This is a genomic window from Enemella evansiae (genome assembly GCF_004362375.1).
In the GTDB taxonomy this organism is placed as follows: Bacteria; Actinomycetota; Actinomycetes; order Propionibacteriales; family Propionibacteriaceae; genus Enemella; species Enemella evansiae.
This window is the reverse complement of the sequence record NZ_SNXA01000008.1, coordinates 1,429,498-1,455,249: the sequence shown is the minus strand read 5'-3', so window position 1 is coordinate 1,455,249 and position 25,752 is coordinate 1,429,498. Positions and strand designations below refer to the sequence as shown.

At 69.2% G+C, this 25,752-nt stretch carries 25 protein-coding genes; 13 read left to right on the top strand and 12 right to left on the bottom strand.

Annotated elements, in window-relative coordinates:
* Positions 1–146: 146 nt before the first annotated feature.
* From C8D81_RS07515 to C8D81_RS07495, 5 genes are all read right to left on the bottom strand, one after another.
* Positions 147–1,763 carry a hypothetical protein gene (locus C8D81_RS07515; RefSeq protein ID WP_133625796.1) on the bottom strand — a complete coding sequence of 539 codons (1,617 nt, stop codon included), beginning with the start codon at positions 1,761–1,763 and terminating at the stop codon, positions 147–149.
* Positions 1,764–2,008: 245 nt separating this feature from the next.
* Positions 2,009–3,052, bottom strand: a complete 1,044-nt coding sequence (gene mgrA / locus C8D81_RS07510) for an L-glyceraldehyde 3-phosphate reductase (protein ID WP_133625795.1) — start codon at positions 3,050–3,052, stop codon at positions 2,009–2,011.
* Between the two features lie 9 nt (positions 3,053–3,061).
* A complete protein-coding gene (locus C8D81_RS07505) occupies positions 3,062–3,958 on the bottom strand; it encodes a MaoC/PaaZ C-terminal domain-containing protein (RefSeq protein ID WP_133625794.1) in 897 nt (298 codons plus the stop codon).
* Positions 3,955–5,337 (bottom strand): 3-oxoacyl-ACP reductase, encoded by a 1,383-nt coding sequence (locus C8D81_RS07500; RefSeq protein ID WP_133625793.1) that lies wholly within the window; start codon positions 5,335–5,337, stop codon positions 3,955–3,957. The genes C8D81_RS07505 and C8D81_RS07500 overlap by 4 nt, the downstream gene beginning before the upstream one ends.
* An 11-nt stretch (positions 5,338–5,348) precedes the next feature.
* Complete coding sequence (locus C8D81_RS07495; RefSeq protein WP_133625792.1) at positions 5,349–6,635, bottom strand: acetyl-CoA C-acetyltransferase; 1,287 nt, start codon at positions 6,633–6,635, stop codon at positions 5,349–5,351.
* Between the two features lie 94 nt (positions 6,636–6,729).
* On the opposite strand from C8D81_RS07495, the gene C8D81_RS07490 reads away from it, so the two are divergent.
* A complete protein-coding gene (locus C8D81_RS07490) occupies positions 6,730–7,350 on the top strand; it encodes a TetR/AcrR family transcriptional regulator (RefSeq protein ID WP_166646707.1) in 621 nt (206 codons plus the stop codon).
* Positions 7,347–9,290: an acyl-CoA dehydrogenase family protein gene (locus tag C8D81_RS07485; protein WP_133625791.1), complete on the top strand. Its 1,944-nt coding sequence runs from the start codon at positions 7,347–7,349 to the stop codon at positions 9,288–9,290. Before C8D81_RS07490 ends, C8D81_RS07485 begins: the two co-directional genes overlap by 4 nt.
* Positions 9,291–9,298: 8 nt before the next feature.
* On the opposite strand, the gene C8D81_RS07480 is transcribed toward C8D81_RS07485, so the two are convergent.
* Positions 9,299–9,877, bottom strand: a complete 579-nt coding sequence (locus C8D81_RS07480) for a mismatch-specific DNA-glycosylase (RefSeq protein ID WP_133625790.1) — start codon at positions 9,875–9,877, stop codon at positions 9,299–9,301.
* A gap of 196 nt (positions 9,878–10,073) precedes the next feature.
* Here C8D81_RS07480 and rpsA point away from each other — a divergent pair, with 196 nt between their 5' ends.
* Positions 10,074–11,558 (top strand): 30S ribosomal protein S1, encoded by a 1,485-nt coding sequence (gene rpsA, locus C8D81_RS07475; protein ID WP_133625789.1) that lies wholly within the window; start codon positions 10,074–10,076, stop codon positions 11,556–11,558.
* A gap of 103 nt (positions 11,559–11,661) precedes the next feature.
* Here rpsA and C8D81_RS07470 read toward each other — a convergent pair whose 3' ends face one another.
* Entirely contained in the window at positions 11,662–12,174 is a 513-nt protein-coding gene (locus C8D81_RS07470) for a winged helix-turn-helix transcriptional regulator (RefSeq protein WP_094405367.1), read from the bottom strand.
* Between the two features lie 82 nt (positions 12,175–12,256).
* Complete coding sequence (locus C8D81_RS20865) at positions 12,257–12,418, bottom strand: hypothetical protein (protein ID WP_166646706.1); 162 nt, start codon at positions 12,416–12,418, stop codon at positions 12,257–12,259.
* A 68-nt stretch (positions 12,419–12,486) separates the two neighbouring features.
* Here C8D81_RS20865 and C8D81_RS07465 point away from each other — a divergent pair, with 68 nt between their 5' ends.
* The 6 genes from C8D81_RS07465 to uvrB all read left to right on the top strand — a co-directional run bounded on the left by C8D81_RS07465 (position 12,487) and on the right by uvrB (position 19,163).
* Positions 12,487–13,623, top strand: coding sequence for an MFS transporter (locus tag C8D81_RS07465; protein WP_094433026.1), 1,137 nt, complete (start codon positions 12,487–12,489; stop codon positions 13,621–13,623).
* On the top strand, positions 13,620–14,042 hold the full coding sequence (locus C8D81_RS07460; RefSeq protein WP_094433024.1) for a PaaI family thioesterase: 423 nt from the start codon (positions 13,620–13,622) through the stop codon (positions 14,040–14,042). Before C8D81_RS07465 ends, C8D81_RS07460 begins: the two co-directional genes overlap by 4 nt.
* A gap of 14 nt (positions 14,043–14,056) precedes the next feature.
* On the top strand, positions 14,057–14,665 hold the full coding sequence (coaE, locus tag C8D81_RS07455; protein ID WP_094360961.1) for a dephospho-CoA kinase: 609 nt from the start codon (positions 14,057–14,059) through the stop codon (positions 14,663–14,665).
* A 129-nt stretch (positions 14,666–14,794) separates the two neighbouring features.
* Entirely contained in the window at positions 14,795–16,054 is a 1,260-nt protein-coding gene (locus C8D81_RS07450; protein ID WP_094405364.1) for a zinc-ribbon domain-containing protein, read from the top strand.
* A complete protein-coding gene (locus C8D81_RS21220) occupies positions 16,051–17,013 on the top strand; it encodes a hypothetical protein (protein ID WP_094433022.1) in 963 nt (320 codons plus the stop codon). The genes C8D81_RS07450 and C8D81_RS21220 overlap by 4 nt, the downstream gene beginning before the upstream one ends.
* Positions 17,014–17,066: 53 nt before the next feature.
* Positions 17,067–19,163 (top strand): excinuclease ABC subunit UvrB, encoded by a 2,097-nt coding sequence (gene uvrB / locus C8D81_RS07440; RefSeq protein ID WP_094433020.1) that lies wholly within the window; start codon positions 17,067–17,069, stop codon positions 19,161–19,163.
* A 14-nt stretch (positions 19,164–19,177) separates the two neighbouring features.
* On the opposite strand, the gene C8D81_RS07435 is transcribed toward uvrB, so the two are convergent.
* On the bottom strand, positions 19,178–19,912 hold the full coding sequence (locus tag C8D81_RS07435) for a DUF72 domain-containing protein (protein ID WP_208109139.1): 735 nt from the start codon (positions 19,910–19,912) through the stop codon (positions 19,178–19,180).
* A 231-nt stretch (positions 19,913–20,143) separates the two neighbouring features.
* Between C8D81_RS07435 and C8D81_RS07430 the strand changes: the two genes are divergently transcribed.
* Positions 20,144–21,121: a TerC family protein gene (locus tag C8D81_RS07430; RefSeq protein ID WP_133625788.1), complete on the top strand. Its 978-nt coding sequence runs from the start codon at positions 20,144–20,146 to the stop codon at positions 21,119–21,121.
* Here C8D81_RS07430 and C8D81_RS07425 read toward each other — a convergent pair.
* Positions 21,118–21,888 (bottom strand): helix-turn-helix domain-containing protein, encoded by a 771-nt coding sequence (locus C8D81_RS07425; protein ID WP_229237932.1) that lies wholly within the window; start codon positions 21,886–21,888, stop codon positions 21,118–21,120. The genes C8D81_RS07430 and C8D81_RS07425 overlap by 4 nt on opposite strands.
* Before the next feature lie 125 nt (positions 21,889–22,013).
* Here C8D81_RS07425 and C8D81_RS07420 point away from each other — a divergent pair, with 125 nt between their 5' ends.
* The 3 genes from C8D81_RS07420 to C8D81_RS07410 are packed head-to-tail and all read left to right on the top strand — an operon-like array spanning position 22,014 to position 23,650.
* Entirely contained in the window at positions 22,014–22,364 is a 351-nt protein-coding gene (locus tag C8D81_RS07420; protein ID WP_094433014.1) for a nuclear transport factor 2 family protein, read from the top strand.
* A 53-nt stretch (positions 22,365–22,417) separates the two neighbouring features.
* Positions 22,418–23,203 (top strand): MerR family transcriptional regulator, encoded by a 786-nt coding sequence (locus tag C8D81_RS07415; RefSeq protein WP_094433011.1) that lies wholly within the window; start codon positions 22,418–22,420, stop codon positions 23,201–23,203.
* A 33-nt stretch (positions 23,204–23,236) separates the two neighbouring features.
* Complete coding sequence (locus C8D81_RS07410; RefSeq protein WP_094433009.1) at positions 23,237–23,650, top strand: VOC family protein; 414 nt, start codon at positions 23,237–23,239, stop codon at positions 23,648–23,650.
* A gap of 467 nt (positions 23,651–24,117) precedes the next feature.
* On the opposite strand, the gene C8D81_RS07405 is transcribed toward C8D81_RS07410, so the two are convergent.
* Positions 24,118–24,786, bottom strand: coding sequence for an MBL fold metallo-hydrolase (locus tag C8D81_RS07405; RefSeq protein WP_094360937.1), 669 nt, complete (start codon positions 24,784–24,786; stop codon positions 24,118–24,120).
* A gap of 15 nt (positions 24,787–24,801) precedes the next feature.
* A complete protein-coding gene (locus C8D81_RS07400) occupies positions 24,802–25,746 on the bottom strand; it encodes a hypothetical protein (protein ID WP_094360935.1) in 945 nt (314 codons plus the stop codon).
* Positions 25,747–25,752 lie beyond the last annotated feature (6 nt).

Sequence of the window (25,752 nt, the reverse complement as noted above, 5' to 3'; positions counted from 1 at the left end):
CGCCAAGCGATGTCCCTCGCGTTCATCGAGTAGGTCGCGCAGCGACCGTGTCGAGAGGAACCGCGAGGTAGGTTGCTCATCTCGACACGCTCGGCATTGCTCCGCTTCGCTGCGCATGCCGCGCTACTCGATGAGCGTGCAGAAAGCTAGCCCTGGTGGGGAATCAGGGCAGGCTGAGTATCCGGCGGAACCGGCTTCTTCGCCTTCTTCTGCTTCTTCGTTTTCTGCTTGGCTGCGGTGGCCTGGTCGCGGGCTGCCTGGCGTAGGTCTCGGAGGCGTTGGTTCTTGCGGGCGCGGCGGAGTCGCTCGCGTTCGCGGGCTTCGTCGGCTGCTTGTTCGGCTTCGACCTGTTCCCTCTCCAACTGGGTTCGGCCGTTGCGCAGGGTGTCGTGGAGGAGTTGTTCGGTCCGGGAAAGCGAGGCGGCCGGATCGTTGATCAGGTGATCGGGTGGTGGATGGTCCCAGGTGCCATGTGCGCTGACCCAGGCCTCCTGCCCGGCCGGTGTTTTCCAGTGGAACACCCCCGGGGAGGGTTGCTCGACCCGGAATCCGGCGTGGGTCCTCGCCCGGTGCGAGGCCCGGTTCAACGGCCCCAGATTGCTGGAGCTGGTGGGTCCCTCCGGTGCGGGGATCGTATGGTCCAGATCGATCCCGCGGCCGAACGCACTGCGATTCGATCGGGGGAACATCACATATCGGTCGCGGAGTTTGACGCGCATGGCGAGTTCGTCGCTGGGTCGGTAGGTGTTGACCATCACCGGGGCGGCCAGGTCGATCACCGGCCGCACCTTCACGGTGCCAGCGCACTGGACGAGTAGTTCCTTCAGGTGTTGCAGGGTGACCGGTCCGAGTGTTTCGCCTTCGCCACCGCGACCGTTGGCGAGGTCCTTCTGGTGGACGTGCAGGATCAACTCGGCACCGTGCCGGCAGCGTTCGGAGGTGGGTGTGACGATCTCCCCGTGCTTGTTGACCACCTCACCCGTAGGCGTGACGGTGGCACCATCGAACAGTGAGGGCTGGAGGAGTTGCCGGGCCCGGTCGGGATGCGCGAGGTGACCCAGGGCTTCGGCGCGGAGTTCGTCACGTGACGCGGCGGAGCCACCGGCCTTCAACACGTCGGCGAGCCGGTCCAGGGTCCCGTTCAACTGGGCGGCGTCACCGGCGTCGAGGTTGGCGTAGAGGTCGGTGATGCCAGCGATGGTCCGGTTCGGGGTGAACTCGACGCGGCGCTGTTTCTTGGCGGCCTTGCGTTCGAGTTCTTTGTCGTCGTTGAGGATCAGCGCGACTTGGGTCTCGGTCGTCGCGACCGCGCGCTTCGGAGTGAGGGGCACCAGCCGGAGTGACCAGAGGGAGTCGAACTCGCGGGCCTGGGTGAAGGACAGCTGCAGGGCGGCGCGGGTGATGTCGCGGGCGACCCAGACGGGGATGTCGCAGTCCAGGGTGGCCTGCCACAGGATCGGATGCCGATGCCGAAGGTTCAATACATCAGCGGTCCAGACCTGTGCGGTCTCGGGTGAGCAGTTCAGGGAGAGGGCGAGTTCGAGGTGGAAGAACTCGGTGATGCCGGGGGTGCCGTCGGCACCGGGGAAGACGAGTTGTTCGCCGTGGAGGACTCTCGCGGTGAGTTCGTCGGTGTGGGTGTTGAGGCCGGAGTAGGTGTCGCAGGCGGCGGCGATCGCGACGAGCTGGCGGGCCGAAGCCTGGGCGATGGTGTCGCTTTCGGCGCGGATCGCTGCGAAGACTTGGGCTCGTTCGGTGGTCATCTGTGGTCACCTCCTCTCGACTGCTACATCTAATAATAGCACGTATGTACGATACTGCACCCAAAGACTTTGATCTTTTTCTGGGGCTTGGCTTCGACTCGTCGCTGCGCTCCTCGCTCAACCGGCGCACGGGCGAGGGGGTTCATCTCGACACGGTCGCTGCGCGACCTACTCGATGAACGTGAGGGCGTACCGGGGGTCATCTCGACACGGTCGCTGCGCGACCTACTCGATGAACGCGGGGGTCAGTCCTCGGTCTGTTTGGCCCAGAGGTTGACGCCGGCGTCGACGGCGTCCTGGTCGATCTGCTTCAGTTCCTCGTCGCTGAGGTCGGTGTTGTTCAGGGCGTCGAGGGAGTTGTCGAGCTGGCGGACGCTGGAGGCGCCGACGACGAGCGAGGTCATCCGCGGATCGCGCAGCGCCCAGACCAGCGCCAGCTGGGCGAGCGACTGGCCGCGGTTTTTCGCGATCTCATTGAGATTGCGGAGATGCTGCACGGTCTCGTCGGTGGTCATCGACTTCGACAGCGAACCGTCGCGGGAAGCCCGCGAACCCTCCGGGATTCCGTCCAGATACTTGTCGGTGAGCATGCCCTGGGCCAGTGCGGTGAACGCGATGCACCCCATGCCCTGCCGCTCCAGTTCGTCGAGCAGCGACGGCACCTCGGCATCGCCCTCGATCCAGCGGTTCAGCATCGAATACGACGGCTGATGGATCAGCAGCGGCGTACCCAGCTCACGCGCGATGTCGGCGGCCTCCTTGGTCTTCGCCGCCGAATACGAGGAAATCCCGATGTGCAAGGCCTTTCCCTGGCGTACCGCATGATCCAGCGCCATCATCGTCTGCTCGATCGGCGTCTCCGGGTCGAAGCGGTGGCTGTAGAAGATGTCCACATAGTCCAGGCCCATCCGCTGCAGCGACTGATCCAGGGAGGCCAGCACATACTTCCGCGAACCACCGCCCTGACCGTACGGCCCCGGCCACATGTCCCACCCGGCCTTGGTGGAGATCAGCAGCTCATCGCGATACGGCGCCAGATCCTGCCGCAACAGGGTGCCGAAGTTCACCTCCGCCTGGCCATAGGGCGGGCCGTAGTTGTTCGCCAGATCGAAATGCGTGACCCCGCGATCGAAGGCCCGGCGGACGATGGCGCGCTGGGTCTCCATCGGCCGGTCGTCGCCGAAGTTCTGCCACAGCCCCAACGAGATCGCCGGGAGCTTCAACCCCGACCGCCCGCAGAAGCGGTACTGCATCGTGTCGTATCGGTCCTCAGCAGCGAGATGGCTCATGGCCACAGGCTAGACGGGCTGCCACTCGAGCAACAGGTGGGTCCGCCGCTTCTCCGGTACGCTCCCGCCGACGAGTGCGGCGACGGTCCGGTCGCCGTCCTGTTCGCGCAGCAGTGCCACCGTGCCGGGCAGCAGGATCGGCTTGCGGAACCAGACCCGCGCCCGACCCGGGCCCTCGGTCCGGACACCGAGCGCGGCGAGCACCCGCGCCGAGGACCACATGCCGTGCGCGATCGCCCGCGGGAACCCGATCGCCTTCGCGGTCAGCGGATGCAGATGGATCGGGTTCACATCACCGGAGACCGCGGCATAGCGACGTCCCAGATCGGCGGGCAGCCGCCAGCGGGCCGACACCGGTCCATCCGGTACGCCCGGAGCCTGCGGTTGATCGGGGGTCGTCTCGGTCGCCTCGGTCGTACCGGACGGACGCCCGCGGTGCAGATAGCGGCTCCGTGACTCCCAGACCAGCTCACCGGCCAGCTCGGCCCGCGCCAGCAGATCGACGGTGGTGCCCTTCGGGTGGGGCGCCAGATTCGCTGCCTGGACGGCGATATCGAGCCGATCGGCCGCCGACAGCGGCCGGTGCAGGGTCGAATCGTTCTCGATGTGCACCAGCCCCGGCAGCGGCAGCGGGAAGCTCCGGTCGGCCATCAGCTTCGCCTGCAGCGGGAACCCGACCAGATGCGGATAGGGGTGCGGCAACCGGTCGTTCACCGGATATCCGCAGAGCCGCTGGTAGGCGTACAGGTTCTGCCGGTCGATCTCGGCGCCGGGCAGTTCCAGCACCCGCTCCGGCAGCGTGCCGGAGCCGCCCGGCCGGCCGGCGGCGGTGAGCGCGCCGCGCAGGATCTCCCTGCCCAGATTGGGTTTCTCGGCGACGACCTCGGGCGCGGCGGATCCACTCATGCGCCGACCATGTTCTGCCCGCAAACCCGGATCGTCTGCCCGGTGATGGCCTGGCTGGCCGGCTGGGCGAGGAAGGAGATCAGCTCGGCGACGTCCACCGGCAGGCCACCCTGCTGCAACGAGTTGATCCGCCGGGCCACCTCCCGGGTGGCGAACGGCATCTTCGCGGTCATCTCGGTCTCGATCAGCCCCGGTGCCACCGCGTTCACGGTGATCCCGCGCTCGGCGACCTGGTCGGCCAGCGCATCCACCAGGCCGATGATCGCCGCCTTGGTCGCGGAATAGTTTGTCTGGCCACGGTTTCCGGCCAGCCCGGACTGCGAGGAGAGGCAGACGATCCGGCCGCCCTCGCCGAGCCCGTCGGCGGACAGGAAGGCCTGGTTCATGGTCAGGATCGACTGCAGGTTCACCGCGATCACCGAGCCCCAGCGGTCCGCGTCGGTGTTCACGAACAGCTTGTCGCGGGTGATGCCGGCGTTGTGCACCACGATGTCCAACCGGCCGTACCGCTCCAGGCAGTGGTCCAGGATCCGCTGGCCGGCATCGGCGGCGGTCACGTCCACCGAGAGCGCGCTGCCCTGCACCTTGTTGACCACCTTGGCCAGCGCCTCACCGGCGGCCGGGACGTCCACCCCGACGACGGTGGCACCGTCGCGGGCCAGCACCTCGACGATCGCCGCACCGATGCCGCGGGCGGCACCGGTGACGACGGCGATCTTGCCCAGCAAGGGTTTCTGCGGGTCCTCGGAGTTGGGCAGGGGAGCGTTCTCGTCGATCCGGAACGGCTGCCCGTCCACGAACGCCGAGTGCCCCGAGAGCAGGAACTCGACCGTGTGCGCGACCGAGGGCAGGTTCGGCTCGTCGTCGCCGAGCGGGCTGGGGGCGTACACCAGATTGGCGGTGGCGCCGGCGCGCAGCTCCTTGCCGATCGAACGGGTGATGCCGTCCAGGGCGCGCTGGGTGGCGACCTCGACGGGGTCGGTGAGCAGATCCGGATCGGTGCCGATCAGCACCACCCGGGCGTTCCTCGCCAGCCGCTTGATCGCCGGGGCGGCGACGGCGCGGAAGCCTTCGAGTTCGCCCGGGTCGCGCAGGGTGGACAGGTCGAGCACGACCGCCCCCAGCCGGGGCGCGTCGTCGCCGGCCGCACCGGGCGCTTTGGCCCGGATCTCGTTGCGCTGCAGCATTTCGGTCACCGCGGCGGCGTATCCGGTCTCGCCCGGGCCACTCGGGGTGATCCCGGCGACCAGGACCGGGGAATCACACAACGGGGCATCGGGCTTCCACCGCCGCAACGGAACCGGGTTGGGCAGGCCGAGCTGCTTGACCAACTGCGAGCCCAGCGGGCTGCGGGCGAACTGTGCGTATCCGTCACTCATCGGTGTCCTCCTCAGGCCTCGAGAATCGCGGCGACGCCCTGGCCACCGGCCGCGCAGATGGAGATCAGGCCGCGGCCCGATCCCTTCTGGTGCAGCATCTTCGCCAGGCTGGCGACGATCCGCCCACCGGTCGCGGCGAACGGGTGGCCGGCCGCCACCGAGGAGCCGAGCACGTTCAGCTTGTCCCGGTCGATGCTGCCCAGCGGCGCGTCCAGGCCGAGCTTGTCGCGGCTGAACTCTGGCGACTCCCAGGCCTTCAGGGTGGCCAGCGGGGTGGCGGCGAAGGCCTCGTGGATCTCGTAGAAGTCGAAGTCCTGCAGGGTCAGCCCGTTGCGCTCCAGCAGCCGCGGCACGGCGTACGCCGGCGCCATCAGCAGGCCCTCACCGCCGCCGACGAAATCGACCGCGGCGGTCTCGGCGTCGACGAACCAGGCCAGCGGCTTGATCCGGTGCTCGGCCGCCCACTCCTCGCTGCCCAGCAGCACCGTGGAGGCGCCGTCGGTGAGCGGGGTGGAGTTACCGGCGGTCATCGTGGCCTCGTCACCGAGGTCCTTGCCGAACACGGTCTTCAGCTTCGCGAGCTTCTCCACCGTGGAATCCGGGCGCAGGTTGTTGTCCCGGGTCAGGCCCAGATAGGGGGTGACCAGATCGTCGAAGAAGCCGTTGTCCCAGGCCTTGGCCAGGTGCTGATGCGAGGCGGCGGCCAGTTCGTCCTGGGCCTCGCGGCTGATGTCCCACTCCCGGGTGGTGGTGGCCATGTGCTCACCCATGCTCAGCCCGGTGCGTACCTCGGCGGCCTGCGGTACCAACGGGGCAAGGAAATCCGGCCGGAAGCGGCTGATCGCCCTGAACCGCTGGCCGGCGGTCTTGGCCCGGCTCAGCTCGAGCAGGATGCTCCGCATCCCTTCGCTGACGGCGATCGGGGCATCCGAGGCGGTGTCGGTGCCGCCGCCGATGCCGGCGTCGATCTGGCCCAGCTTGATCTTCATCGCGATGTAGTTGACGGCCTGGATGCCGGTCACGCAGGCCTGCTGCAGATCGACCGCCGGGGTGTGCGGATCGAGCGCGGTGCCGAGCACCGACTCGCGGGTCAGGTTGAAGTCCCGGCTGTGCTTCATCACCGCACCGGCCGCGACCTCGCCGAGCCGCTCGCCGGCCAGTCCGAAGCGGGCGATCAGCCCGTCCAGTGCGGCGGTGAGCAGATCCTGGTTGCTGGCGGTGGCGTACTTGCCGTTGGCGCGGGCGAACGGGGTGCGGTTGCCGCCGAGGATGGCGGCCCGACGGGGCGCTGCGGTCATGGTCACTCCTGTGTGCGAACTGTCGACGCGAACACGACCAATCTATCCGATACGACAAGTAGTCGAAACCCCAAGTATCTGGTATTTTCTCGGTATGGCAGGACCCGTCAATGAGGTGGACGGACGCGCCGCCCGCTGGACCGAACACAACCAGGCCCGCCGCGCCGCGCTGGTCGAGGTCGCCCTGGACGCCATCCGCGAGCAGGGCCCCGGGGTCGGGATGGACGAGATCGCCGCCCGCGCCCAGACCTCGAAACCGGTGCTCTACCGGCACTTCACCGATCGCGCCGGCCTCTACCGGGCCGTCGCCGAGCGGGTCGACGAACGCATCGGCCGCCGGCTGAACCGCGCCCTCGGCACCCAGGGTGATGTCCGCACCGTCGTCGCGGCGGCCGCCGAGGCGTACCTCTCGCTCACCGAGGCCGATCCGCAGGTCTATCGCTTCGTGGTCCGCCCGCCCGCGCTCGAGGGCACCGTGGCCGACCGGCAGGTGCGCGGCATCACCGACCGCGCCGCCCAGGTGCTGGGGGAGTTCCTGGCGCCCCGCCTCGGCCCGGTCCTCGCGCACACCTGGGCCGTCGCCCTGGTCGGCGCGCTGCAGGCCAGCGCCGACCGCTGGCTGGAGGATCCCGATCCGATGCCCCGCGCCGAACTCGTCGAGCAGCTCACCGATTTCCTCACCGACGGCCTGTCCATCCATCTGGAGGAGCAATGACCGAACCCGATGCAGCAGTGACCAGCGACCACCCCGCCGACCCCCGGCTCGCCCAGGCCCTGATCGACGCCACCGCCGGGCGGTTCGGGAACACCCGCAGCAAACTGCGCGCCCTCGGGGACGAGGCGCCGCGCCCGCCCCGCACCGCACTCGGCGTCGAGGCGTACCGGGACTGGACCGACGAGGCGATGCAGTGGGTCGCCGGCACCGGCGTACCGGCACTCGGCTTCCCGCCCGAGATGGGCGGCACCGGTGACTACGGGGCGGCGGTCACCGGTTTCGAGATGCTCGGCCACGGTGATCTGTCGCTGACGGTCAAGGCCGGCGTGCACTGGGGGCTGTTCGGCGGCGCGGTCGCCAACCTCGGTACCGAACGGCATCACCACCTCGGCCGGGCGATCATCGACGGCTCGCTACCCGGTTGCTTCGCGATGACCGAGACCGGCCACGGCTCCGATGTGCAGAGCCTGCTCACCACCGCCACCTATGACCCGGAGACCGACGAGCTCCTCGTGCACTCGCCGAGCCCGGCGGCCCGCAAGGACTACATCGGCGGTGCCGCGCGATCCGCCCGGATGGCGGCGGTGTTCGCCCAGCTGGTCGTCGACGGCGAGTCCGAGGGCGTGCACTGTGTGCTGGTCCCGATCCGCGACGAGAACGGCGACCCGATGCCCGGGGTGACGATCGGTGACTGCGGCGCCAAGGGTGGGTTGACCGGTGTCGACAACGGCCGGCTGATGTTCGATGAGGTCCGCGTGCCCCGGACCAATCTGCTCGGCCGCTACGGCGACATCGACGACCAGGGCCGCTACCACTCGCCGATCGAGTCCCGTGGGCGCCGCTTCTTCACGATGCTCGGCACCCTGGTCCGCGGCCGGATCAGCGTCGCCGGCGGTGCGAACGCCGCCAGCCGGTCCGCGCTGGAGATCGCCACCAAGTACGCCGAGCAGCGGACCCAGTTCACCGCACCCGGCACCGACACCGAGGTCGCCCTGCTCGACTACCGCACCCACCAGCGCAAGCTGCTGCCGCGCATCGCGACGGCGTACGCGCTGATCTTCGCCCAGAACGACCTGGTCTCGATGATGCACGACGTGCAGTCGGCGACCGGCCTCGACGAGGCCGCCCAGCGCGAGCTGGAGACGATGGCCGCCGGGATCAAGGCGTACGCCACCGACTTCGCCACCGAGACCATCCAGGTCTGCCGCGAGGCCTGCGGGGGCGCCGGTTATCTGACCGCCAACCGGCTCGTCGTGCTGCGCGCCGATACCGATGTGTTCACCACCTTCGAGGGTGACAACACCGTGCTGCTGCAGCTGGTCGCCAAGTCGCTGCTGACCAACTTCCAGCGCTCCTTCGGCGCCATGGACACCATCGAGATGGTCCGCTTCGGCTCCCGCACGGTCGCCGATCAGGTCGTCGAGCGGACCTCGGTCCGCGGATTGGTGCAGCGCTTCCGCGACGTCTGGTCCGACGCCCTGCCGTTCACCGACCGGCTCGAACAGGTGCGCCTGTTCACCGACCGGGAGGCCCACATGCTGGAGGGCCTGGCCCGGCGGCTGCGGCGCGCGGGCGATCCGGGGGAGGACGCCTTCGCGATCGCCAACTCCGCCCAGGACCACCTGGTCGCGACCGCGGTCGCCCACGTCGAGCGCAATGTGCTGGAGAGCTTCATCGCCGGCATCGAGGGCGCCGCCGACGCCGACGCCCGGCACCTGCTGGAACGGCTCTGCGACCTGTTCGCGCTGAGCACCCTGGAGAAGCACCGGGCCTGGTATCTGGAGCATGACCGGCTCACCCCCGACCGGTCCAAGGCGCTCACCGCGACGGTCAACCAGCTCTGCGCCGAGCTGCGACCGCAGGCGCGCACCCTGGTCGAGGGGTTCGGCATCCCGAACCGCTGGCTGGCCACCGAGATGATGGGCGCCGAGGCGGTCTGAGCGCGGTCTCAGCCCCGGCCGTCGACAGGCAGCAGACCCGCGGCGCGGCCCACCTCGGCGTACGCCGTCGCCAGTGAGTCGACGGTCTCGTGCGCATTCAGACCCGAGGGGTTCGGTACCACCCAGAGCTCGGCCCCGGCGATCGGCTCGCGTTGCCGGCCGACCATGGCTTTCGGTGCGTCGAAGCCCTGGCGGTACGCGGTCACCCCGAGCACCGCGACCACCCGGACGCCGCTGCGGCGTACCAGTTCCGCCAGCCGGACCGCACCGGCCCGCAGCTCGTCCCGGGAGAGCTCGTCGGCCCGGGCGGTGGCCCGGGGGACCAGGTTGCTGATCGCGATCCCGCGCCCGGTCAGGTACGCCTCGGCGGTCGCGTCCATCCCCGCGGACAGGTCCACCGGCCGATCGACCAGCCCGGCGGCCAGCAGCGCCGGCCAGAACCGGTTGCCCGGACGGGCGAAATGGGCGCCGACCGCGCCCGACCAGAGCGAGGGGTTGATGCCGACGAACAGCAGCCGCGGGTCGGGCCCGAGCAGGTCCGGAATCACGACACCACGGGCCCGCTGCAGCTCTTCTGGGGTGGGCATGATGCATACTCCGAACAGGCGGTCTTTCCATGGGCGGGCACCCAGTGTGGCCCGCGGCCGCGGCGTTGACCAGGTGTCGGCCCCGCGGGTAGGGTGGAGGGGCGCTTCGGCCTGCGTGCTCCTCGGACGGAGCAGGGGTACGCCTGACGGGTCGTGGCGCTGCACAGAAGCTATCCATCCATCGGAGCCCTACTACATGACGTCCTCCCTCGAGGCCACCCCGCAGGTCGCAGTCGACGACCTCGGTTCGCCCGAAGCCTTTCTCGAGGCCATCGACAAGACCATCAAGTACTTCAACGACGGCGACATCGTCACCGGAACCGTCGTCAAGGTCGACCGGGACGAGGTTCTCCTCGACATCGGTTACAAGACCGAAGGTGTCATTCCTTCCAAGGAACTCTCCATCAAGCACGATGTCGACCCGTTCGAGGTCGTCGAGGTCGGCGATGAGATCGAGGCCCTGGTCCAGCAGAAGGAGGACAAGGAAGGTCGCCTGATCCTGTCCAAGAAGCGCGCCCAGTACGAGCGCGCCTGGGGCACGATCGAGAAGATCAAGGAAGAGGACGGTGTGGTCACCGGCAAGGTGATCGAGGTCGTCAAGGGTGGTCTGATCATCGACATCGGCCTGCGCGGCTTCCTGCCCGCCTCGCTGGTGGAGATGCGCCGGGTGCGCGACCTGCAGCCGTATGTCGGCCAGGAGCTCGAGGCGAAGATCATCGAGCTGGACAAGAACCGCAACAACGTGGTGCTGTCCCGCCGCGCCTGGCTCGAGCAGACCCAGTCCGAGGTCCGGCACAACTTCCTCACCCAGCTGCAGAAGGGCCAGATCCGCAAGGGTGTGGTCTCCTCGATCGTCAACTTCGGTGCGTTCGTGGATCTGGGCGGCGTCGACGGCCTGGTGCACGTCTCCGAGCTGTCCTGGAAGCACATCGACCACCCGAGCGAGGTCGTCGAGGTCGGCCAGGAGGTCACCGTCGAGGTGCTCTCGGTGGAGATGGACCGCGAGCGTGTCTCGCTGTCGCTGAAGGCCACCCAGGAGGATCCGTGGCAGGCCTTCGCCCGCCTGCACCAGATCGGTCAGATCGTGCCGGGCAAGGTCACCAAGCTGGTTCCGTTCGGCGCGTTCGTGCGTGTCGAGGAGGGCATCGAGGGCCTGGTGCACGTCTCCGAGCTGGCCGAGCGCCACGTGGAGATCCCCGAGCAGGTCGTCTCGGTCAACGACGATGTGATGGTCAAGATCATCGACATCGACCTCGAGCGGCGCCGGATCTCTCTGTCGCTGAAGCAGGCCAACGAGGGTGTCGACGTCGCGGCTGACGACTTCGACCCGACCCTCTACGGCATGGCCGCGTCCTACGACGACCAGGGCAACTACCTCTACCCCGAGGGCTTCGATCCGGAGACCCAGGAGTGGAAGGAAGGCTACGACGAGCAGCGGCTCGCCTGGGAGCAGCAGTACGCCGAGGCGCACGCCCGCTGGGAGGCCCACAAGAAGCAGGTCGAGGAGGCCGAGCAGGCCGACCAGAACGCTGCGGTGGCCGCCGGCACCTCGTACAGCTCCGGTGGCAGCAGCAATGCGCCCGCCGACCAGGAGTCGTCCTCGGCTCCGAGCAGCGAGGGTTCGCTGGCCTCCGACGAGGCGCTGCAGGCCCTGCGCGACAAGCTGACCGGTGGCAACTGATCGCCTGAACGCATGAGGCTTCGGCCCCGCTCCTTCGGGAGTGGGGCCGTTGTCGTTCCCGGGCCGTTGTCGTTCCGGGCCCGCTTCGGCCGGGGCGGCGGGGTCAGGGCAGGGGGGTGAGCATCCGGTGCGGTTGCTTCAGGGCGACCGCCACCGGATCGTGCCGCTCCGCGGCGTTCCGGCCGGGCGCCAGGCGGACCACCAGATCCTCGACCGGCGGGGTGACCCGGCAGGTCGGGCAGGCCCCGTCGGCGTCCACATCGGTGCCGCAGGCGACATGGCTGAACACCCGCGGCGGGTGGTTGCCGTCGAGATGCTCCTCGCCCCAGCGGCTCAACCGGTGGATCACCGGCCACAGCTCCCGACCGGCGTCAGTGAGGGTGTATTCGACGCTGCGGCCCTGCGGGGAGCGGGTCAGCACGCCGGCTCCGACGAGGGTGTCGAGCCGGTCGGCCAGCACCGCCCGGGAGACGTCCAGATGGGCGAGGAAGTCGCCGAAGTGGGTCACCCCGTAGAAGGCGTCGCGCAGGATCAGCAGCGTCCAGCGTTCGCCGACCACCTCCAGGGCGCGGGCCAGATAGCAGCCCTGCCGCTCATAACCGGTACCAAGTGCCATGCCGACATTCTAGCGCTCAGGTCTTGTCAACGGACCGGTTCTGTGACAAGACTGATCTCATGAGCAGACCGAACCCGTCCTCCTACACCACCGTGCTGGCCGTGGTGGGGCTGAGCACCTGGGTCTCGATGCTGGCGTACGCCGGTCCGCTCGGAAACGTGGTGACCCTGACCCGGGCACTGCGCACCTCGGCGACCGGATCGGCCTGGGTGCTCGCCTCGATGAGCATCGGGCTGGCGGTCACCCTGCTCGCGGCCGGTGTGATCGCCGACGAGATCGGGCACCGACGGGTGTTCGTGCGCGGCGCGCTGCTTGTTCGCCACCGCCAATCTGGTCTGCGGGCTGACCGATTCGGTGACCGCCTTCGTGCTCGCCCGGCTGGTCGCTGGCGCGGGTGCCACCGGGATGATCGCGACCGGGCTGGGGCTGGTCGCCGCGGCCAGCGAACACGACACCCACCGCCGCACCACCGCGACCTGGTGGAGCGTGGCGATGGGGGCCGGAATCGCCCTGGGCCCGATCGGTACCGGGTTGCTGGACCGGATCGACGGCTGGCACCTGTTCTATCTCGGCCTCGCGCTCGGTGGGGCGTTGCTCGGTCTGGCCGCCGCCCGGCTGCGGCTGCCGGCGGCGCCGCGGCGTAGCGGCCGGCGCCTGGACCTGCTCGGTTTCGCGCTGCTCACCGGGGCGCTCGCCACCGGTGTCACCGCCATCGTCGGTTTCCGCACCGGTGCCGGCCCGGGCACGATCGCGCTGCTGGTCGCCGCGCTGCTGCTCACCGTCGCCCTGGTGGTCAGCCAGCGGCGCGGCCGCAGCACCCTGATCGACCCCGCGCTGTTCCGGCACCGCGGCTTCCTGGCCGCGACACTGGCCGGCTTCGGCACCGGGTTCGGCGTGATCGCGGCGATGTCGTACGCCTGCAGCCACTTCGTGCTGGGGTTGGGGATGTCCACGCTGGCCGCCGCCTGTCTGCTCGCGGCCTGGTCCGGTACCAGCGCGGTCGCGGCCCTGGTCGTCGCCCGGGTGGCCGCGAACCTGCCCGGCCCGGCCCAACTGGCCGGCGGCCTCACCGGTACCGCGGCCGGCCTGCTGCTGCTGATCCCGGCGACCAGTCCGCTCGGGATGCTGCCGGGACTGCTGCTCGCCGGCGCGGCCAGTGGGGTGCTGAACGCCGGGCTGGCCCGGCAGGCGGTCGCCACCGTCCCGGCCGAGCGGGCCGCGATGGGATCGGGCGCCAACAACACCGCCCGCTATCTGGGCGCCGCTCTCGGCGTGACGCTGGCCGCCACCCTGGTCGGCCATGCACCGACACTCGGGATCGGCTGGCAGCGGGTCACCCTGGTGACCGGCGTGGCCGCCGCGCTCAGCGCCCTCGGCGTACTGCTGCTCTCCCGCGCCCACAGCCGGGCCGCGGATCCTCAACCGGCACTGGCGAAAGGCGACCGATGAGCACCGACGCTGTCCCACTTCCTGACTTCGACCTGACGCAGGCCAGTGCCTTCGTCGCCGAGAGCGGTCTCCGGGTCCTCGGCATCAGCCGCGACCGGGTGACCGGTGAGGTCGACCTCGGCCCGCGGCAGCACACCCCGTGGGGAGTGATCCACGGCGGCGTCTACTGCAGCATCATCGAGAGCGCGGCCAGCATCGGCGGCTCGGCCGCCGTCGCCGCCCGCGGCCAGGTCGCGGTCGGGGTGCACAACGCCACCGACCTGATCCGCTCGGTCACCGGTGGCCGCGCCGCGGTGGAGGCCCTGCCGATCCACCAGGGCCGGACCCAGCAACTCTGGCGGGTCACCGTCAGCCAGCAGGGCAAGCTGCTCGCCCAGGGCCAGGTCCGGTTGCAGAATCTGGACGCCGGTCGGCTGTGAGTAACATCGCCCGCATGCTGCGGGTTGCACTCACCGGAGGCCTGGCCTCGGGCAAGACGACGGTCGCCGAACGCTGGGCCGAGCACGGGGCGGTGCTGATCGACTCCGATGTGCTCGCCCGCGAGGTCGTCGAGCCCGGTACGCCCGGACTCGCGGCGGTGCGGGAGCGGTTCGGTGACCGGGTGCTGGCCGCCGACGGCAGCCTGGACCGGAAGGCGCTGGGTGCGGTGGTGTTCGCGGATTCCCAGGCACGCAAGGATCTCGAGGGCATCCTGCATCCGCTGATCCGGGCCCGGGCGGCCGAGCTGCAGCAGGCCGCGGCGCCGGAGGCGATCGTGGTCCAGGTGATCCCGCTGCTCGCGGAGACCGGGCGTACCGAGGGTTTCGACGCGATCGTGGTGGTCGACCTGCCCACCGAGACCCAGTTGCGTCGGGCGATGGCCCGCGACGGGTCGAGCGCCGAGCAGGCCGGCGCGCGGATCGAGGCCCAGGCCGGGCGCACCGAACGGCTCGCCGTGGCCGATCTGGTCGTCGACAACTCCGGGGACCGGGAGCAGCTGCTCGCCGAGGCCGACCGGGTCTGGCACGAACTGCGGCGCCGGGTCGCGCTCGCCGCCGACTGATCGAAATCAAAACTTGATCGAGGTTCCAGCCGCAGATCAGTGCGGATGATCCATCGATCCGAGATTCTGGTGCGCGGGTCGCTGACCCAGCCGCCGGGGGAGTGATCCCCCTCGATCAGGAGGTTGGCCGTGGAATGCCCACGCTGCCGTGCCGAGCTGCCCGAGGTCGCACACTTCTGCCACAACTGTGGCCAGGACATGCGCTCTCCGGATCTGGCTCGCCGCAAGTCGTTCGCCGTCAAACCCGATGAACCGGTCGCGTCGTTCGCGCTGGTCTCCACGATCATGCCCCGCGGCGCGGGGGAGCGCCCGCAGACCTATCGGCTGGCGCTGACCATCGCGCTCGTCGCGGCCCTGATCGCCGCGATCTTCGGCGCACTGCCGATCGCGGTGCTGATCGCCGCCTTCGCCATCCCGATCGTCTACATCGTCTACCTCTACGACGTGAACCTGTGGGAGGACGAACCGGTCCCGGTGACCGCGATGGCCTTCCTGCTCACCGCGGTCCTGGGCGCCGGGCTGCTGATCGGGCTCCGCGCCCTCGGCCTGCTCGGGCCGTCGACCTCGGGGCTCGGCCAGACCGGACAGAGCGTCGGCCCGACCGTCAGCGGCTTCCTGGTGGCCGCGCTGCTGATCCCGGTCGTCGGTGAGCTGATCCGCCAGATCGGACCCCTCGTCCTGGCCAGCCGACCGCAGTTCGACGACCTGATGGACGGCCTCACCTTCGGCATCATCTCCGGTGTCGCCTTCGCCACCGCCGACACCCTGGTCCGGCACTGGTCGAGCCTCACCGGCGGGTTCGTCGGCGTCAACGATCCCGGCACCTGGGCCACCCTGATCTTCCTCGAGGGCTTCGTGAAGCCGCTGCTGATGGGCACCGCGACCGGGATCGCCTGCGCCGAGTTCTCCGGCCTGGGCGAGGGATACGACGGGTTCAGCGGGCGTTACCTGCGTGGCCTGCTGGAGGCGATCGCGGCGAACATCGCGTACGCCGGCGGCATCTATCTGCTCGGCTTCCTGGACAACCCGACGCTGCGGGTGATGCTGCAGCTGATCTGGGCGCTGCTGATCCTGGCGGTGCTGGTGATCCGGGTACGCAATGTGCTGCACCACGGGCTGATGGAGGCCGCCCTGGAGGCGACCGCCCGCCAGGGTGTCGGAGGCCTGCCGGGTGCCGGTGCGCAGGGCGACCTCGACTTCTGCCCGCGCTGCGAGATGCCGCTGATCCCGGGGTCGCTGTTCTGCACCGCCTGCGGGACCGCGGTACGGACCCGGAGCAAGGCCCACAAGGACAGGACCGCGGTGGCGGCCCAGCAACCGGCACCACCAGCGACCGACCCCGAGGAACGCGCCCGGAACGCCTTCTATGACGAGGAGGAAGGCAAATGAGCGACTGGAACAATCCCGGCAACAATCCGGCCGGTGGACAGGGCTGGGGCGGCCCGCAGGGCCCGAACCCCGGCCAGCCGCCGCAGGGTCAGCCGTCGCAGGGCGGGTGGAACCAGCCGCAGCAGCCCGGTTACGGACAGGGATATCCGCAGCAACAGGGCTACGGGCAACAGGGCTATGGGCAGCAGGGGTACGGGCAGCAACCCGGATACGGGCAGCAGCAGTACGGGCAGGGCTTCGGCTCGGCACCGGGTGGACCGCCGCCGCGACCGAAGAAGTCCAACGGCACCATCATCGGCATCGTCGTCGCCGGTGTGGCCGTGCTGACGGTGGCCGGGTTGCTGTTCATGATGTTCGCCCCGGCCAGGGGCAACGGCCCCGACATCACCCCGGTCACCCCGCCGCCGGCCCCGCCGACCAGCAGCCCGACGGCGACCAGCACGCCGACCAGCTCGCCGCGGCCGACCCGGACCCCGACGAGTACGCGCACCACCCCGCCGTCCGGCAGCGGGGAGAGCGTCGGCAACGGCCTGACGGTGCAGCTCCCGTCCGGCTGGCGGGTGGCCAGCCGCTCCGCCGACACCTCCACCATCCTCACCGACAGCAGGGGGCGGTTGATGCTGATCAGGACCGGGCGGTCGACCAGCCCGACCGCCTCGGTGGAGAAGGTGAACGACAGCATCACCCAGGACGGCACCAACATCAAGAAGTCCCAGGTCGAGGAGCCCGCACTGGATTCCCGGTTGTCGACGGCCAAGCAGACCGTGACCTGGACCTTCGCCGACGGGTCCGGTTCGGCCAATCTGGGGGCCGTCACGGTGATGGCGGTCCGCAAGAGCGACAACATCGGCTTCTCCGCCACCCTGGCCGCCCCGGCCAAGGACTTCAGCCCCGGCAACCAGCTCGATCAGGACGCCACGGAGATCCTGAAATCACTGGTGGAGTCGACCCTGGCCTGAACCGGAACGGCCGCCGGCCGGCGCTGTCGGAGGGTCCGCGTACGCTTCATTGCATGCGACCCGTGGAAGATGTGCAGCGCCGGCTGGCGCCGTTCAAGGTGCACTCCGACTTCGAGCCGGCCGGCGACCAGCCCGCGGCGATCAAGGAGCTGACCCGGCGCCTGAACAACGGCGAGCAGGATGTCGTGCTGCTCGGCGCGACCGGCACCGGCAAGACCGCGACGGTGGCCTGGCTGGCCGAGCAGGTGCAGCGGCCGATGCTGGTGATGCAGCCGAACAAGACGCTCGCGGCCCAGTTCGCCAACGAGCTGCGACAGTTCTTCCCGGACAATTCGGTCGAATACTTCGTCTCCTACTACGACTACTACCAACCGGAGGCATACGTTCCGCAGACCGACACCTACATCGAGAAGGACTCCTCGCTGAACGAGGAGGTCGAGCGGCTGCGGCACCGCGCCACCTATTCGCTGCTCACCCGGCGCGACGTGATCGTGGTCGCGACCGTCTCCGCGATCTATGGTCTGGGCACGCCGACCGAGTGGGTCGACCAGATGATCAAGCTCAAGGTCGGTGAGGAGATCGACCGCGACTCGCTGCTCCGCCGGCTGGTCGACATCCAGTACGCCCGCAACGACCTGTCCGGTGCGCGGGGCACCTTCCGGGTCCGCGGCGACACCCTCGAGGTGTTCCCGATGTATGAGGAGCTGGCCTGGCGGATCGAGTTCTTCGGCGACGAGATCGAGGCGCTGTCCACCCTCCAGCCGCTCACCGGTGAGGTGGTCTCGGAGGACCAGGAGATGTACATCTTCCCGGCCAGCCACTACGCCGCCGGTGCCGACCGGATGGAGCGGGCGATCAAGGGCATCGAGCTGGAGCTGGAGGAGCGGCTCGCCGAGCTGGAGGGGCAGAACAAGCTGCTGGAGGCGCAGCGGCTGCGGATGCGGACCACCTACGACCTGGAGATGATGCGCCAGATCGGCAGCTGCTCCGGCATCGAGAACTACTCCCGGCACATCGACGGCCGCGCCCCCGGCAGCCCGCCGAACTGCCTGCTCGACTACTTCCCCGAGGATTTCGTGCTGGTGCTGGACGAGTCGCACGTCACCGTCCCCCAGATCGGCGGGATGTACGAGGGCGACATGTCCCGCAAGAGAACCCTGGTGGAGCACGGATTCCGGCTGCCCAGTGCCACCGACAACCGGCCGCTGCGGTTCGAGGAGTTCGTGGAGCGGATCGGCCAGTCGGTCTATCTGTCCGCCACCCCTGGGGCGTACGAACTGGCCCGCAGCGACGGCACGGTGCAGCAGATCATCCGCCCCACCGGGCTGGTCGACCCCGAGGTGATCGTGAAACCCACCCAGGGCCAGATCGACGACCTGATGGGGGAGATCCGCACCCGCACCGAACGCAACGAGCGGGTGCTGGTGACCACGCTGACCAAGAAGATGGCCGAGGACCTCACCGACTACCTGCTCGAACACGGGGTGCGGACCCGCTATCTGCACTCCGAGGTGGACACCCTGAAGCGGGTCGAGCTGCTCCGCGAGCTGCGGCTCGGCGAATACGACGTGCTGGTCGGCATCAACCTGCTGCGGGAGGGCCTCGACCTGCCCGAGGTGTCGCTGGTCGCGATCCTGGACGCCGACAAGGAGGGCTTCCTGCGCTCGGACCGGTCCCTGATCCAGACCATCGGCCGCGCCGCGCGGAACGTCGCCGGCCAGGTGCACATGTACGCCGACAAGATCACCCCGAGCATGGCCAACGCAATCGATGAGACCAACCGACGCCGGGAGATCCAGGTCGCCTACAACACCGAGCACGGCATCGACCCCAAGCCGCTGCGCAAGCGGATCGCCGACATCACCGACATGCTGAACCGCGAGGACGCCGACACCGCCGAGCTGATGGCCGACTCCCGGCTGAACAACAAGAAGGGTGGGCGGACGCCGACCCCGCGCGAGGGCGAGCCGCAGTCCGAGCGTGACGTGAAGAACCTCCCGGCCGCCGAGCTGGCCGGGCTGGTCACCGAGCTCACCGACCAGATGCACACCGCCGCCGGCGAACTGCAGTTCGAGGTCGCCGCCCGGCTGCGCGACGAGATCTCCGAGCTGAAGAAGGAGCTGCGGCAGATGGTGGAGGCCACCAAGTAGGGCGTGCCCGATGATCACCCGGCTGCGGCGATCAGCTCCTTGAGTCGCAGCGCATTGAACGCGGCGTACCCGTGGTTGTCGTTGTTGAAATAGCAGTACGCCGGCCGGCCGCCGCTGGTCAGGGCCCGCAGGTGAGCCACCCACGGCTCCAGCGCGGCATCGTCGAAGGAGCCGCCGTAGCGCCAGTTCGGGTCGCTGTTGTGGAAGCGCACGTACGCCAGCCGACCGGTGGCGCGCAGCACCGGCTCCCGCCCGGCGATCACCGATACGACGAACCCCGCGCCGTGCCGGTCGAGCAGGTCGAACACGCCGTCATCGAGCCAGGAGGGGTGCTGCGGTTCGATCGCCACCCGGATCCGCTCCGGCAGCAGCCCCAGGAAGTGCGCCAGCCGCTCGTCGTCGCGGGCGAGCTCGGCCGGCAATTGCAGCAGCAGCGGCCCGGCGTGCGCACCCAATAGGTCGTGGGTGTGCGTGATGCGCTCGACCCAGTCCTCGGGATTGTTGAGCTTCCGGAAGTGCGTCAGGTAGCGCGAGGCCTTGACCGCCATCTCGAAACCGGCCGGCAGCCGATCCCGCCAACCGGTGACGGTCTTGTCCGCGGGCCAGCGGTAGTGCGAACCGTTGAGTTCGACGGTGTCGAACCGGGCCGCGTAGTGGTCGAGCTGGTCGGCGACCCGGAGCCCGACGGGATAGAAGGTGCCGCGCCAGTGCTGGTAGGTCCACCCGGAGGTCCCGATCCGCACATCCACCGATCAAGGGTAACGACACCCGACCTGCCCACCCGTTGTCCGATTGCTGATCCCGGCGGCCGAAGGTGCATACTGATCCGCGGAGAAGGGGAGTATTCCTGATACGGCGATGTCGTCATCACGGTGCGTCCGGCGGGCGCCCCGGTGTCGTCGATCGAGGGAGCCGCCACGGCGGGCCTCGGTGGAAGAGACCTTCGGGAACGACGCGTACCCGAACGAGAGGCCCCGCCCATGCATGTCACGTCCTATGCCTGGATCATCACCGTCGCGGTGATGGTGACGGTCCTGGCGATCGACGTCCTCATCATCGGCCGCCGCCCACACGAACCATCGATGAAGGAGTGCGGGATCTTCATCGCGCTCTACGTGCTGCTCGCGATCGTGTTCGGCTTCGGGGTCTGGGGGATCTCCGGGCCGCAGTACGCGGGGGAGTTCTTCGCGGGCTGGCTGACCGAATATTCACTGTCGGTCGACAACCTGTTCATCTTCATCATCATCATGACCAAGCTGAAGGTGCCCCGGCACCTGCAGCAGTTCGCGCTGATCGTCGGCATCATCCTCGCGCTGGTCTTCCGCGGCGCGTTCATCGCCGTCGGCGCCGCCGCGATCCAGAGCTTCAGCTGGGTCTTCTTCCTGTTCGGCGCGTTCCTGATCTACACCGCGATCAAGCTCGTCATCGAGTACCGCCAGGGCGACGACCCGGACGCCGAGGAGAACCTGCTGATGCGCTTCGTGAAGCGCCGGTTCCCCGCCAGCGATGAGTTCCACGGCACCCGGTTGACCAAGGTCGAGAACGGCAAGCGGCTGGTCACCCCGATGTTGTTCGTGATCGTCGCACTCGGCTCGACCGACCTGCTGTTCGCGCTGGACTCGATCCCGGCGATCTACGGCCTCACCCAGGAGCCGTATCTGGTCTTCACCGCCAACGTCTTCGCGCTGATGGGCCTGCGGCAGCTGTACTTCCTGATCGGCGGCCTGCTGAAGAAGCTGGTCTATCTCTCCGTCGGGCTGTCGGTGGTGCTGGCCTTCATCGGCGTGAAGCTGGTGATGCACGCCCTGCACGAGTACGAGGTGGACGCCGCCTTCGGTCTCAACTTCGAGATCCCGATCTGGGTCTCCCTGCTGGTCATCATCCTCACCCTGGCCATCACCACCTTCGCCAGCCTGATCAAGTCCAAGAACGACGAGGACCTGGCCACCGGGGGCTAATGCCCGGTCAGCTGGTGCAGCGCGGCGGCGGTCGTTGCGTCACCCGGGAGGAAGGTCTCCAGGTGTACGCCGTCGAGCAGCACATCGGTGGCCATCGTGAGCCGCGACGCCACGCTGAACAGCCGCAGGGTCTCGTCCCGCACGGTCAGTTCGAGCACGGTGACCGGACCGGGTGAGCCGGGTGGGTCCTGGGCGCCGATCAGGACGGCCACCTCCTCGGCCAGGGCCAGGTGTCGTGGGTCCCGGGTCTGGGCCGCTCGATGGCGGAGCTGCCGGTGGAGCTGAGCGGACCAGTCGGCCAGGTTCCGAATCCGCGGTGCGAGACCTTCGGGGTGCACGCATAGCCGGATCACGTTGATCGGCGGTTCCAGCAGCTCCGCCGAGCAGCCCTCGAGGAGCACATCGACGGCGGTGTTCGCGTCGATGACGTCCCAGTAGTCGTCCAGGAGCAGGGCCGGATGGGGGAGATGGGCGTCGAGCAGGGTGCGCAGGCCGGCCCAGATCTGTGCGTTGTCGGCCGCCTCCGGAGTTCCGTCGGGGTAGTGGGGTGCGTAACCACCGGCCAGCAGCAGCCGATTGCGCTCCCGCAGCGGGACATCGAGGTGTTCCGAGAGGCGCAGGATCATCTGCGGGGTGGGCCTGGCCAGCCCGGTCTCCACCCGGCTCAGGTGCCGCGTGGAGACCGTGGACACGTCCGAGAGCGCCTGTTGGCTCAGCGCACGGCTCTCCCGCCACTCGCGCAGCAGCGCACCCACGGCATCGGTCATGGGAGACAGCGTAGGGCGGGTCGGCGTCGGCCCCATGACCTCGGAGGTCATGGTGTCTCGCCGCATGGCGGGTCAGGGTCGTCCCATCCCGCACCGCGGGCAACCGACCGAGAAGGAGACCCATTATGGAAACCGTCGTCACCGACTACCTGGCCACCTGGAACGCGCAGGGCGAGGAGCGTTCCGGCCTGCTGGCGCGGCACTTCGCCGAGGACGTGACCTATACCGATCCGCTGGCGGTGAGCACCGGGCGGGACCAGCTGGGCGCGGTGATCGGTGCGGTCCAGGAGCAGTTCCCCGGGATGAGCCTGCGCCCGCACGGGACCCCGGACGGCCATCACGACCAGGTGCGGTTCCAGTGGGCGCTGGGGCCGGCCGATGGCGAACCCGTCGTGATCGGTTTCGACGTGCTCGTCGTCGATTCGCAGGGCCTGATCAGCGACGTGCGTGGCTTCCTGGACAAGGTGCCCGGATGAGCAAAAGGCGCGGCGCTTGACCCTCCCATCATGGGAGGTGCCACGCTGATCGCATGCAGGAGTTGAGCATCGGCGAGTTGGCCCGGGCCAGTGGACTGACGGTGAAGCGGTTGCGGCACTACCACGACATCGGGGTGCTACCCGCGGCACGGACCGATCCAGCCAGCGGCTACCGCTGGTACCACCCGGACCAGGTCGCCGATGCCGTGCTGCTGCAGCGATTGCGGGCCTCCGGGGTGCCCCTGCCGGAGGTGGGGGAGATCCTCAGCTCACCGGAGCGCCGACACGACCTGGTGATCGAGGCGCTGCGGCGTACCCGCTCGGCACTGGAACGCGCCCGGGACCGTGTCGACGAGGCGGCGCTGCTGCTGGAGAGCCTGCCCGAGGTGCCGCTGGCGATCCGCCGGATCCCCGACCAGTGGGTGTGCACGGCGCGCGCCGAGCTGACCTGCGAGGAGTGCCCGGCCTGGTTCGGCGAGATCTTCCCGAGGTTGTACGCCGCAGCGGGCGGCCTGCCGGTCGGCCCGGTCGGCGCCTGCTATGGCACCGCCTTCTTCGAAGAGGGCCGCGGACCGGTGCAGGCCATCGTGCCGGTCGTCGCCGGGACCCCGGGTGCCGAACGGCTGCCCGGCGGCACCTTCGCGGTGGCCGTCCATGACGGCTCCTATGACAACTTCCAGACCACCTATGCCGCGCTCGCCGCGCAACTGCACACCGGCGACGGGAAGCACCGCGCGATCCCCGATGGGGACATGCGTGAGCACTACCTGATCGGCCCCACCGAGACCCCGGAACCGCAGCGCTGGCGCTCCGAGGTCTGCTGGCCCGTCGAACCCTGACCGCCCGCAATCCCCACCACCAGAGGAGAAATCATGCCCGCTCTGTCTGCCATCACCTTCGACTGCCAGGACGTCGCCACCCAGTCACGGTTCTGGTCGGCCCTGCTGGACCGACCGATCGACGCGGGGGCCAGTGAGTTCTTCGCCGGGATCGGCGTCACCCACGGTGAACCGACCGGAAGCCCCGGCCTGCTCTTCCTCAAGGTCGGTAGTGACCGCGAGCCCGCCAAGAACCCGGTGCACCTGGACCTCTACGACACCGATCTGGAGGGTGCCGCCGCCCGGGCGAAAGAGCTGGGCGCCGAGCAGGTGGGCACCTTCGACGAGTTCGGGATCGAGTGGGTGACGCTGCGCGATCCCGAGGGGAACCTCTTCGACATCGGCCGGCCCTCGCGCTCCGGCGGTGGCGCCGGTGCTGGCGAACTCGTCGACGAGACACCGTTCTGAGAGCGTGGATCGAGAAGGTGTCCGACTCACCGGTTGAGTTCGCATGACCTGCGGAATTTGCGGCTCGATCGCGGAATCGGCCGATCTGGGCACTGATCGGGAATCGAGCCGCAAATTTCGGCGGGCCGAGCGGGGCGCCCGGGGCCACCTGCTCCCCGGTCCGACTCGCTCGCTCATCTCGACCCGCGATGAGCGCGCGCGGTCGGCCTGCGGGACCCACTCCGCGTACCAACTTCCACTCTGCGTACCAACTTTCACTCTGCGGCTTGCATGCAGGCCGCAGAGTGAGAGATAGGCCGTGGGAGTGGGTGGCGGCCCGGGCGGCCCGATGGTTTCGACTCGCTCGTTCCTCGCTCGCTCAACCAACGGAGTGGGAGGGCTCGTTCCTCGCTCAACCAAGGGAGGGCTCATCTCGACACGCTGACCCGGCTCCGCTTCGCTGCGCCGGGTCAGCTACTCGATGAGCGTCAGTAGCCGCGCTCGCGCCACTCACCCAGCTGCGGGCGTTCGGCACCGAGGGTGGTGCTGTCGCCGTGACCGGGATGCACCGCGGTGTCATCGTCGTACACCCCGAAGATCCGTTCCTCGAGGTCGTCCATCAGCGAGGTGAAGTCCTCCGGGTTGCCCGTCTTGCCGGGGCCACCGGGGAACAACGAATCACCGGTCAGCAACTGGATCTGCCCACCTCCCGGCGGGCGGTAGGCGAGTGCGATGGCACCGGGGGTGTGGCCGACCAGGCCGATCACCGCCAACTGTTCGCCGCCGGGCAGCGCCACGGTGTCACCGGTCCAGACCGGGTCGCTGGACACCCCGGTCCGCTCGGCGATCGCCTCCTCGTCGGGGCGGCCGGCGACCAGCCGGGCCCCGGTCGAACCGGCCAGCGAGGCCAGCGCCCGGATGTGATCGGGATGGCGATGGGTGGTGACGATGGTGTCCACGGTGCGGCCGGCCAGCACGTCGGTGATCCGGTCGGCGTCGTCGGCGGCATCCACCAGCACGGTGCCCGAACCGTCGGTGAGCAGATAGACGTTGTTGTCCATCGGCCCGACCGAGAACTTGGTCAGCGTGACGGTGTCGGAGACCGGGATCTCCACCGGATCCCCACCGGGTTCGACATGGTACGCGGGCTGGGTCATCGGAACTCCTGTCGGTCAGGACCGGGCGTTGGGCAACGGGCGGCCGGCCAGGTCGGTGTAGAAGACCTCGTCGCCCACCTTGAACTCCATCATCGGTGAGTTCTCCCGGACCTGATAGACGGTGACCGTGAATTGCCGCCACCAGTTGTATTTCCGGTCGTTCATCACCTGCTTGATGCTGCCGTGCAGCTGCGCCGGATCCAGGGTCGCCGGATCGATCGGTACCGCGTAATTCAACCGCGCCGGACCGACCCGGGCGGCGAATGGCGGCTGCGCGCCGAACAGCGCCGCCCGCGACACCACGGTCGCCGGGCAGTCCACCAGATTCCCGCACGGCCCGGGCTGCTCCAGTTCGAGGCGGGTGTTCTCGTCATAGATCAACGCCAGATTCCCGATCGGGCCGCCACCGGTGATGGCCTTGAGTTCGCCGAGGGCGGTGGTGATGCCGTCGGCCGAGCGGAGGTCGACATCGGAGATCGGGCGCAGGTCGGCGCCGAGCCAGATGTGACGGGAGTTGTCCAGGCAGATCAGATGGGTGAGCGGGCGGCCCAGCTGCAGGTCGACCTCCAGGCGTACGCCCCGCTCGGAGCAGCCGGTGCTGATGTCGGAGGCGGCCAGCGCGTTCGCCGGGCCGGAGAGATCGACGTCCTTGACCCGCATCGGCCGGGCCGCCGGATCCAGCGGTGCGATCGCGGACCGGACCGGATCCGTCGCACCCTCCCGCAGCGTCCAGGTCTCGGCCTGGTTGTCGCGGATCACCTGGACGCTGGCCTCGAAGCTGCTCAACTTCGCCGAGAGGACCTGTTTCGAGTCGGCGGCGTCGGCGATCTGACGGACCACCTGGGTACTGCTCTTCGACTGCAGCAGGCTCCCCGACGGGCGGGCGGCGCAACCCGCCAGCAGCAGAGGGATCACCAGCACCGCGAGCAGGGCCCCGACCGTGATGGAGCGCTTGCGCACGTCGAC

What these genes read in the sequence shown, in the direction of transcription:
- C8D81_RS07515 (WP_133625796.1), bottom strand. Translation starts at nt 1,763, where the DNA reads ATGACCACCGAACGAGCCCAAGTCTTCGCAGCGATCCGCGCCGAAAGC.
- mgrA (WP_133625795.1), bottom strand. Translation starts at nt 3,052, where the DNA reads ATGAGCCATCTCGCTGCTGAGGACCGATACGACACGATGCAGTACCGC.
- C8D81_RS07505 (WP_133625794.1), bottom strand. Translation starts at nt 3,958, where the DNA reads ATGAGTGGATCCGCCGCGCCCGAGGTCGTCGCCGAGAAACCCAATCTG.
- C8D81_RS07500 (WP_133625793.1), bottom strand. Translation starts at nt 5,337, where the DNA reads ATGAGTGACGGATACGCACAGTTCGCCCGCAGCCCGCTGGGCTCGCAG.
- C8D81_RS07495 (WP_133625792.1), bottom strand. Translation starts at nt 6,635, where the DNA reads ATGACCGCAGCGCCCCGTCGGGCCGCCATCCTCGGCGGCAACCGCACC.
- C8D81_RS07490 (WP_166646707.1), top strand. Translation starts at nt 6,730, where the DNA reads ATGGCAGGACCCGTCAATGAGGTGGACGGACGCGCCGCCCGCTGGACC.
- C8D81_RS07485 (WP_133625791.1), top strand. Translation starts at nt 7,347, where the DNA reads ATGACCGAACCCGATGCAGCAGTGACCAGCGACCACCCCGCCGACCCC.
- C8D81_RS07480 (WP_133625790.1), bottom strand. Translation starts at nt 9,877, where the DNA reads ATGCCCACCCCAGAAGAGCTGCAGCGGGCCCGTGGTGTCGTGATTCCG.
- rpsA (WP_133625789.1), top strand. Translation starts at nt 10,074, where the DNA reads ATGACGTCCTCCCTCGAGGCCACCCCGCAGGTCGCAGTCGACGACCTC.
- C8D81_RS07470 (WP_094405367.1), bottom strand. Translation starts at nt 12,174, where the DNA reads ATGGCACTTGGTACCGGTTATGAGCGGCAGGGCTGCTATCTGGCCCGC.
- C8D81_RS07460 (WP_094433024.1), top strand. Translation starts at nt 13,620, where the DNA reads ATGAGCACCGACGCTGTCCCACTTCCTGACTTCGACCTGACGCAGGCC.
- coaE (WP_094360961.1), top strand. Translation starts at nt 14,057, where the DNA reads ATGCTGCGGGTTGCACTCACCGGAGGCCTGGCCTCGGGCAAGACGACG.
- C8D81_RS21220 (WP_094433022.1), top strand. Translation starts at nt 16,051, where the DNA reads ATGAGCGACTGGAACAATCCCGGCAACAATCCGGCCGGTGGACAGGGC.
- uvrB (WP_094433020.1), top strand. Translation starts at nt 17,067, where the DNA reads ATGCGACCCGTGGAAGATGTGCAGCGCCGGCTGGCGCCGTTCAAGGTG.
- C8D81_RS07430 (WP_133625788.1), top strand. Translation starts at nt 20,144, where the DNA reads ATGCATGTCACGTCCTATGCCTGGATCATCACCGTCGCGGTGATGGTG.
- C8D81_RS07425 (WP_229237932.1), bottom strand. Translation starts at nt 21,888, where the DNA reads ATGACCGATGCCGTGGGTGCGCTGCTGCGCGAGTGGCGGGAGAGCCGT.
- C8D81_RS07420 (WP_094433014.1), top strand. Translation starts at nt 22,014, where the DNA reads ATGGAAACCGTCGTCACCGACTACCTGGCCACCTGGAACGCGCAGGGC.
- C8D81_RS07415 (WP_094433011.1), top strand. Translation starts at nt 22,418, where the DNA reads ATGCAGGAGTTGAGCATCGGCGAGTTGGCCCGGGCCAGTGGACTGACG.
- C8D81_RS07410 (WP_094433009.1), top strand. Translation starts at nt 23,237, where the DNA reads ATGCCCGCTCTGTCTGCCATCACCTTCGACTGCCAGGACGTCGCCACC.
- C8D81_RS07405 (WP_094360937.1), bottom strand. Translation starts at nt 24,786, where the DNA reads ATGACCCAGCCCGCGTACCATGTCGAACCCGGTGGGGATCCGGTGGAG.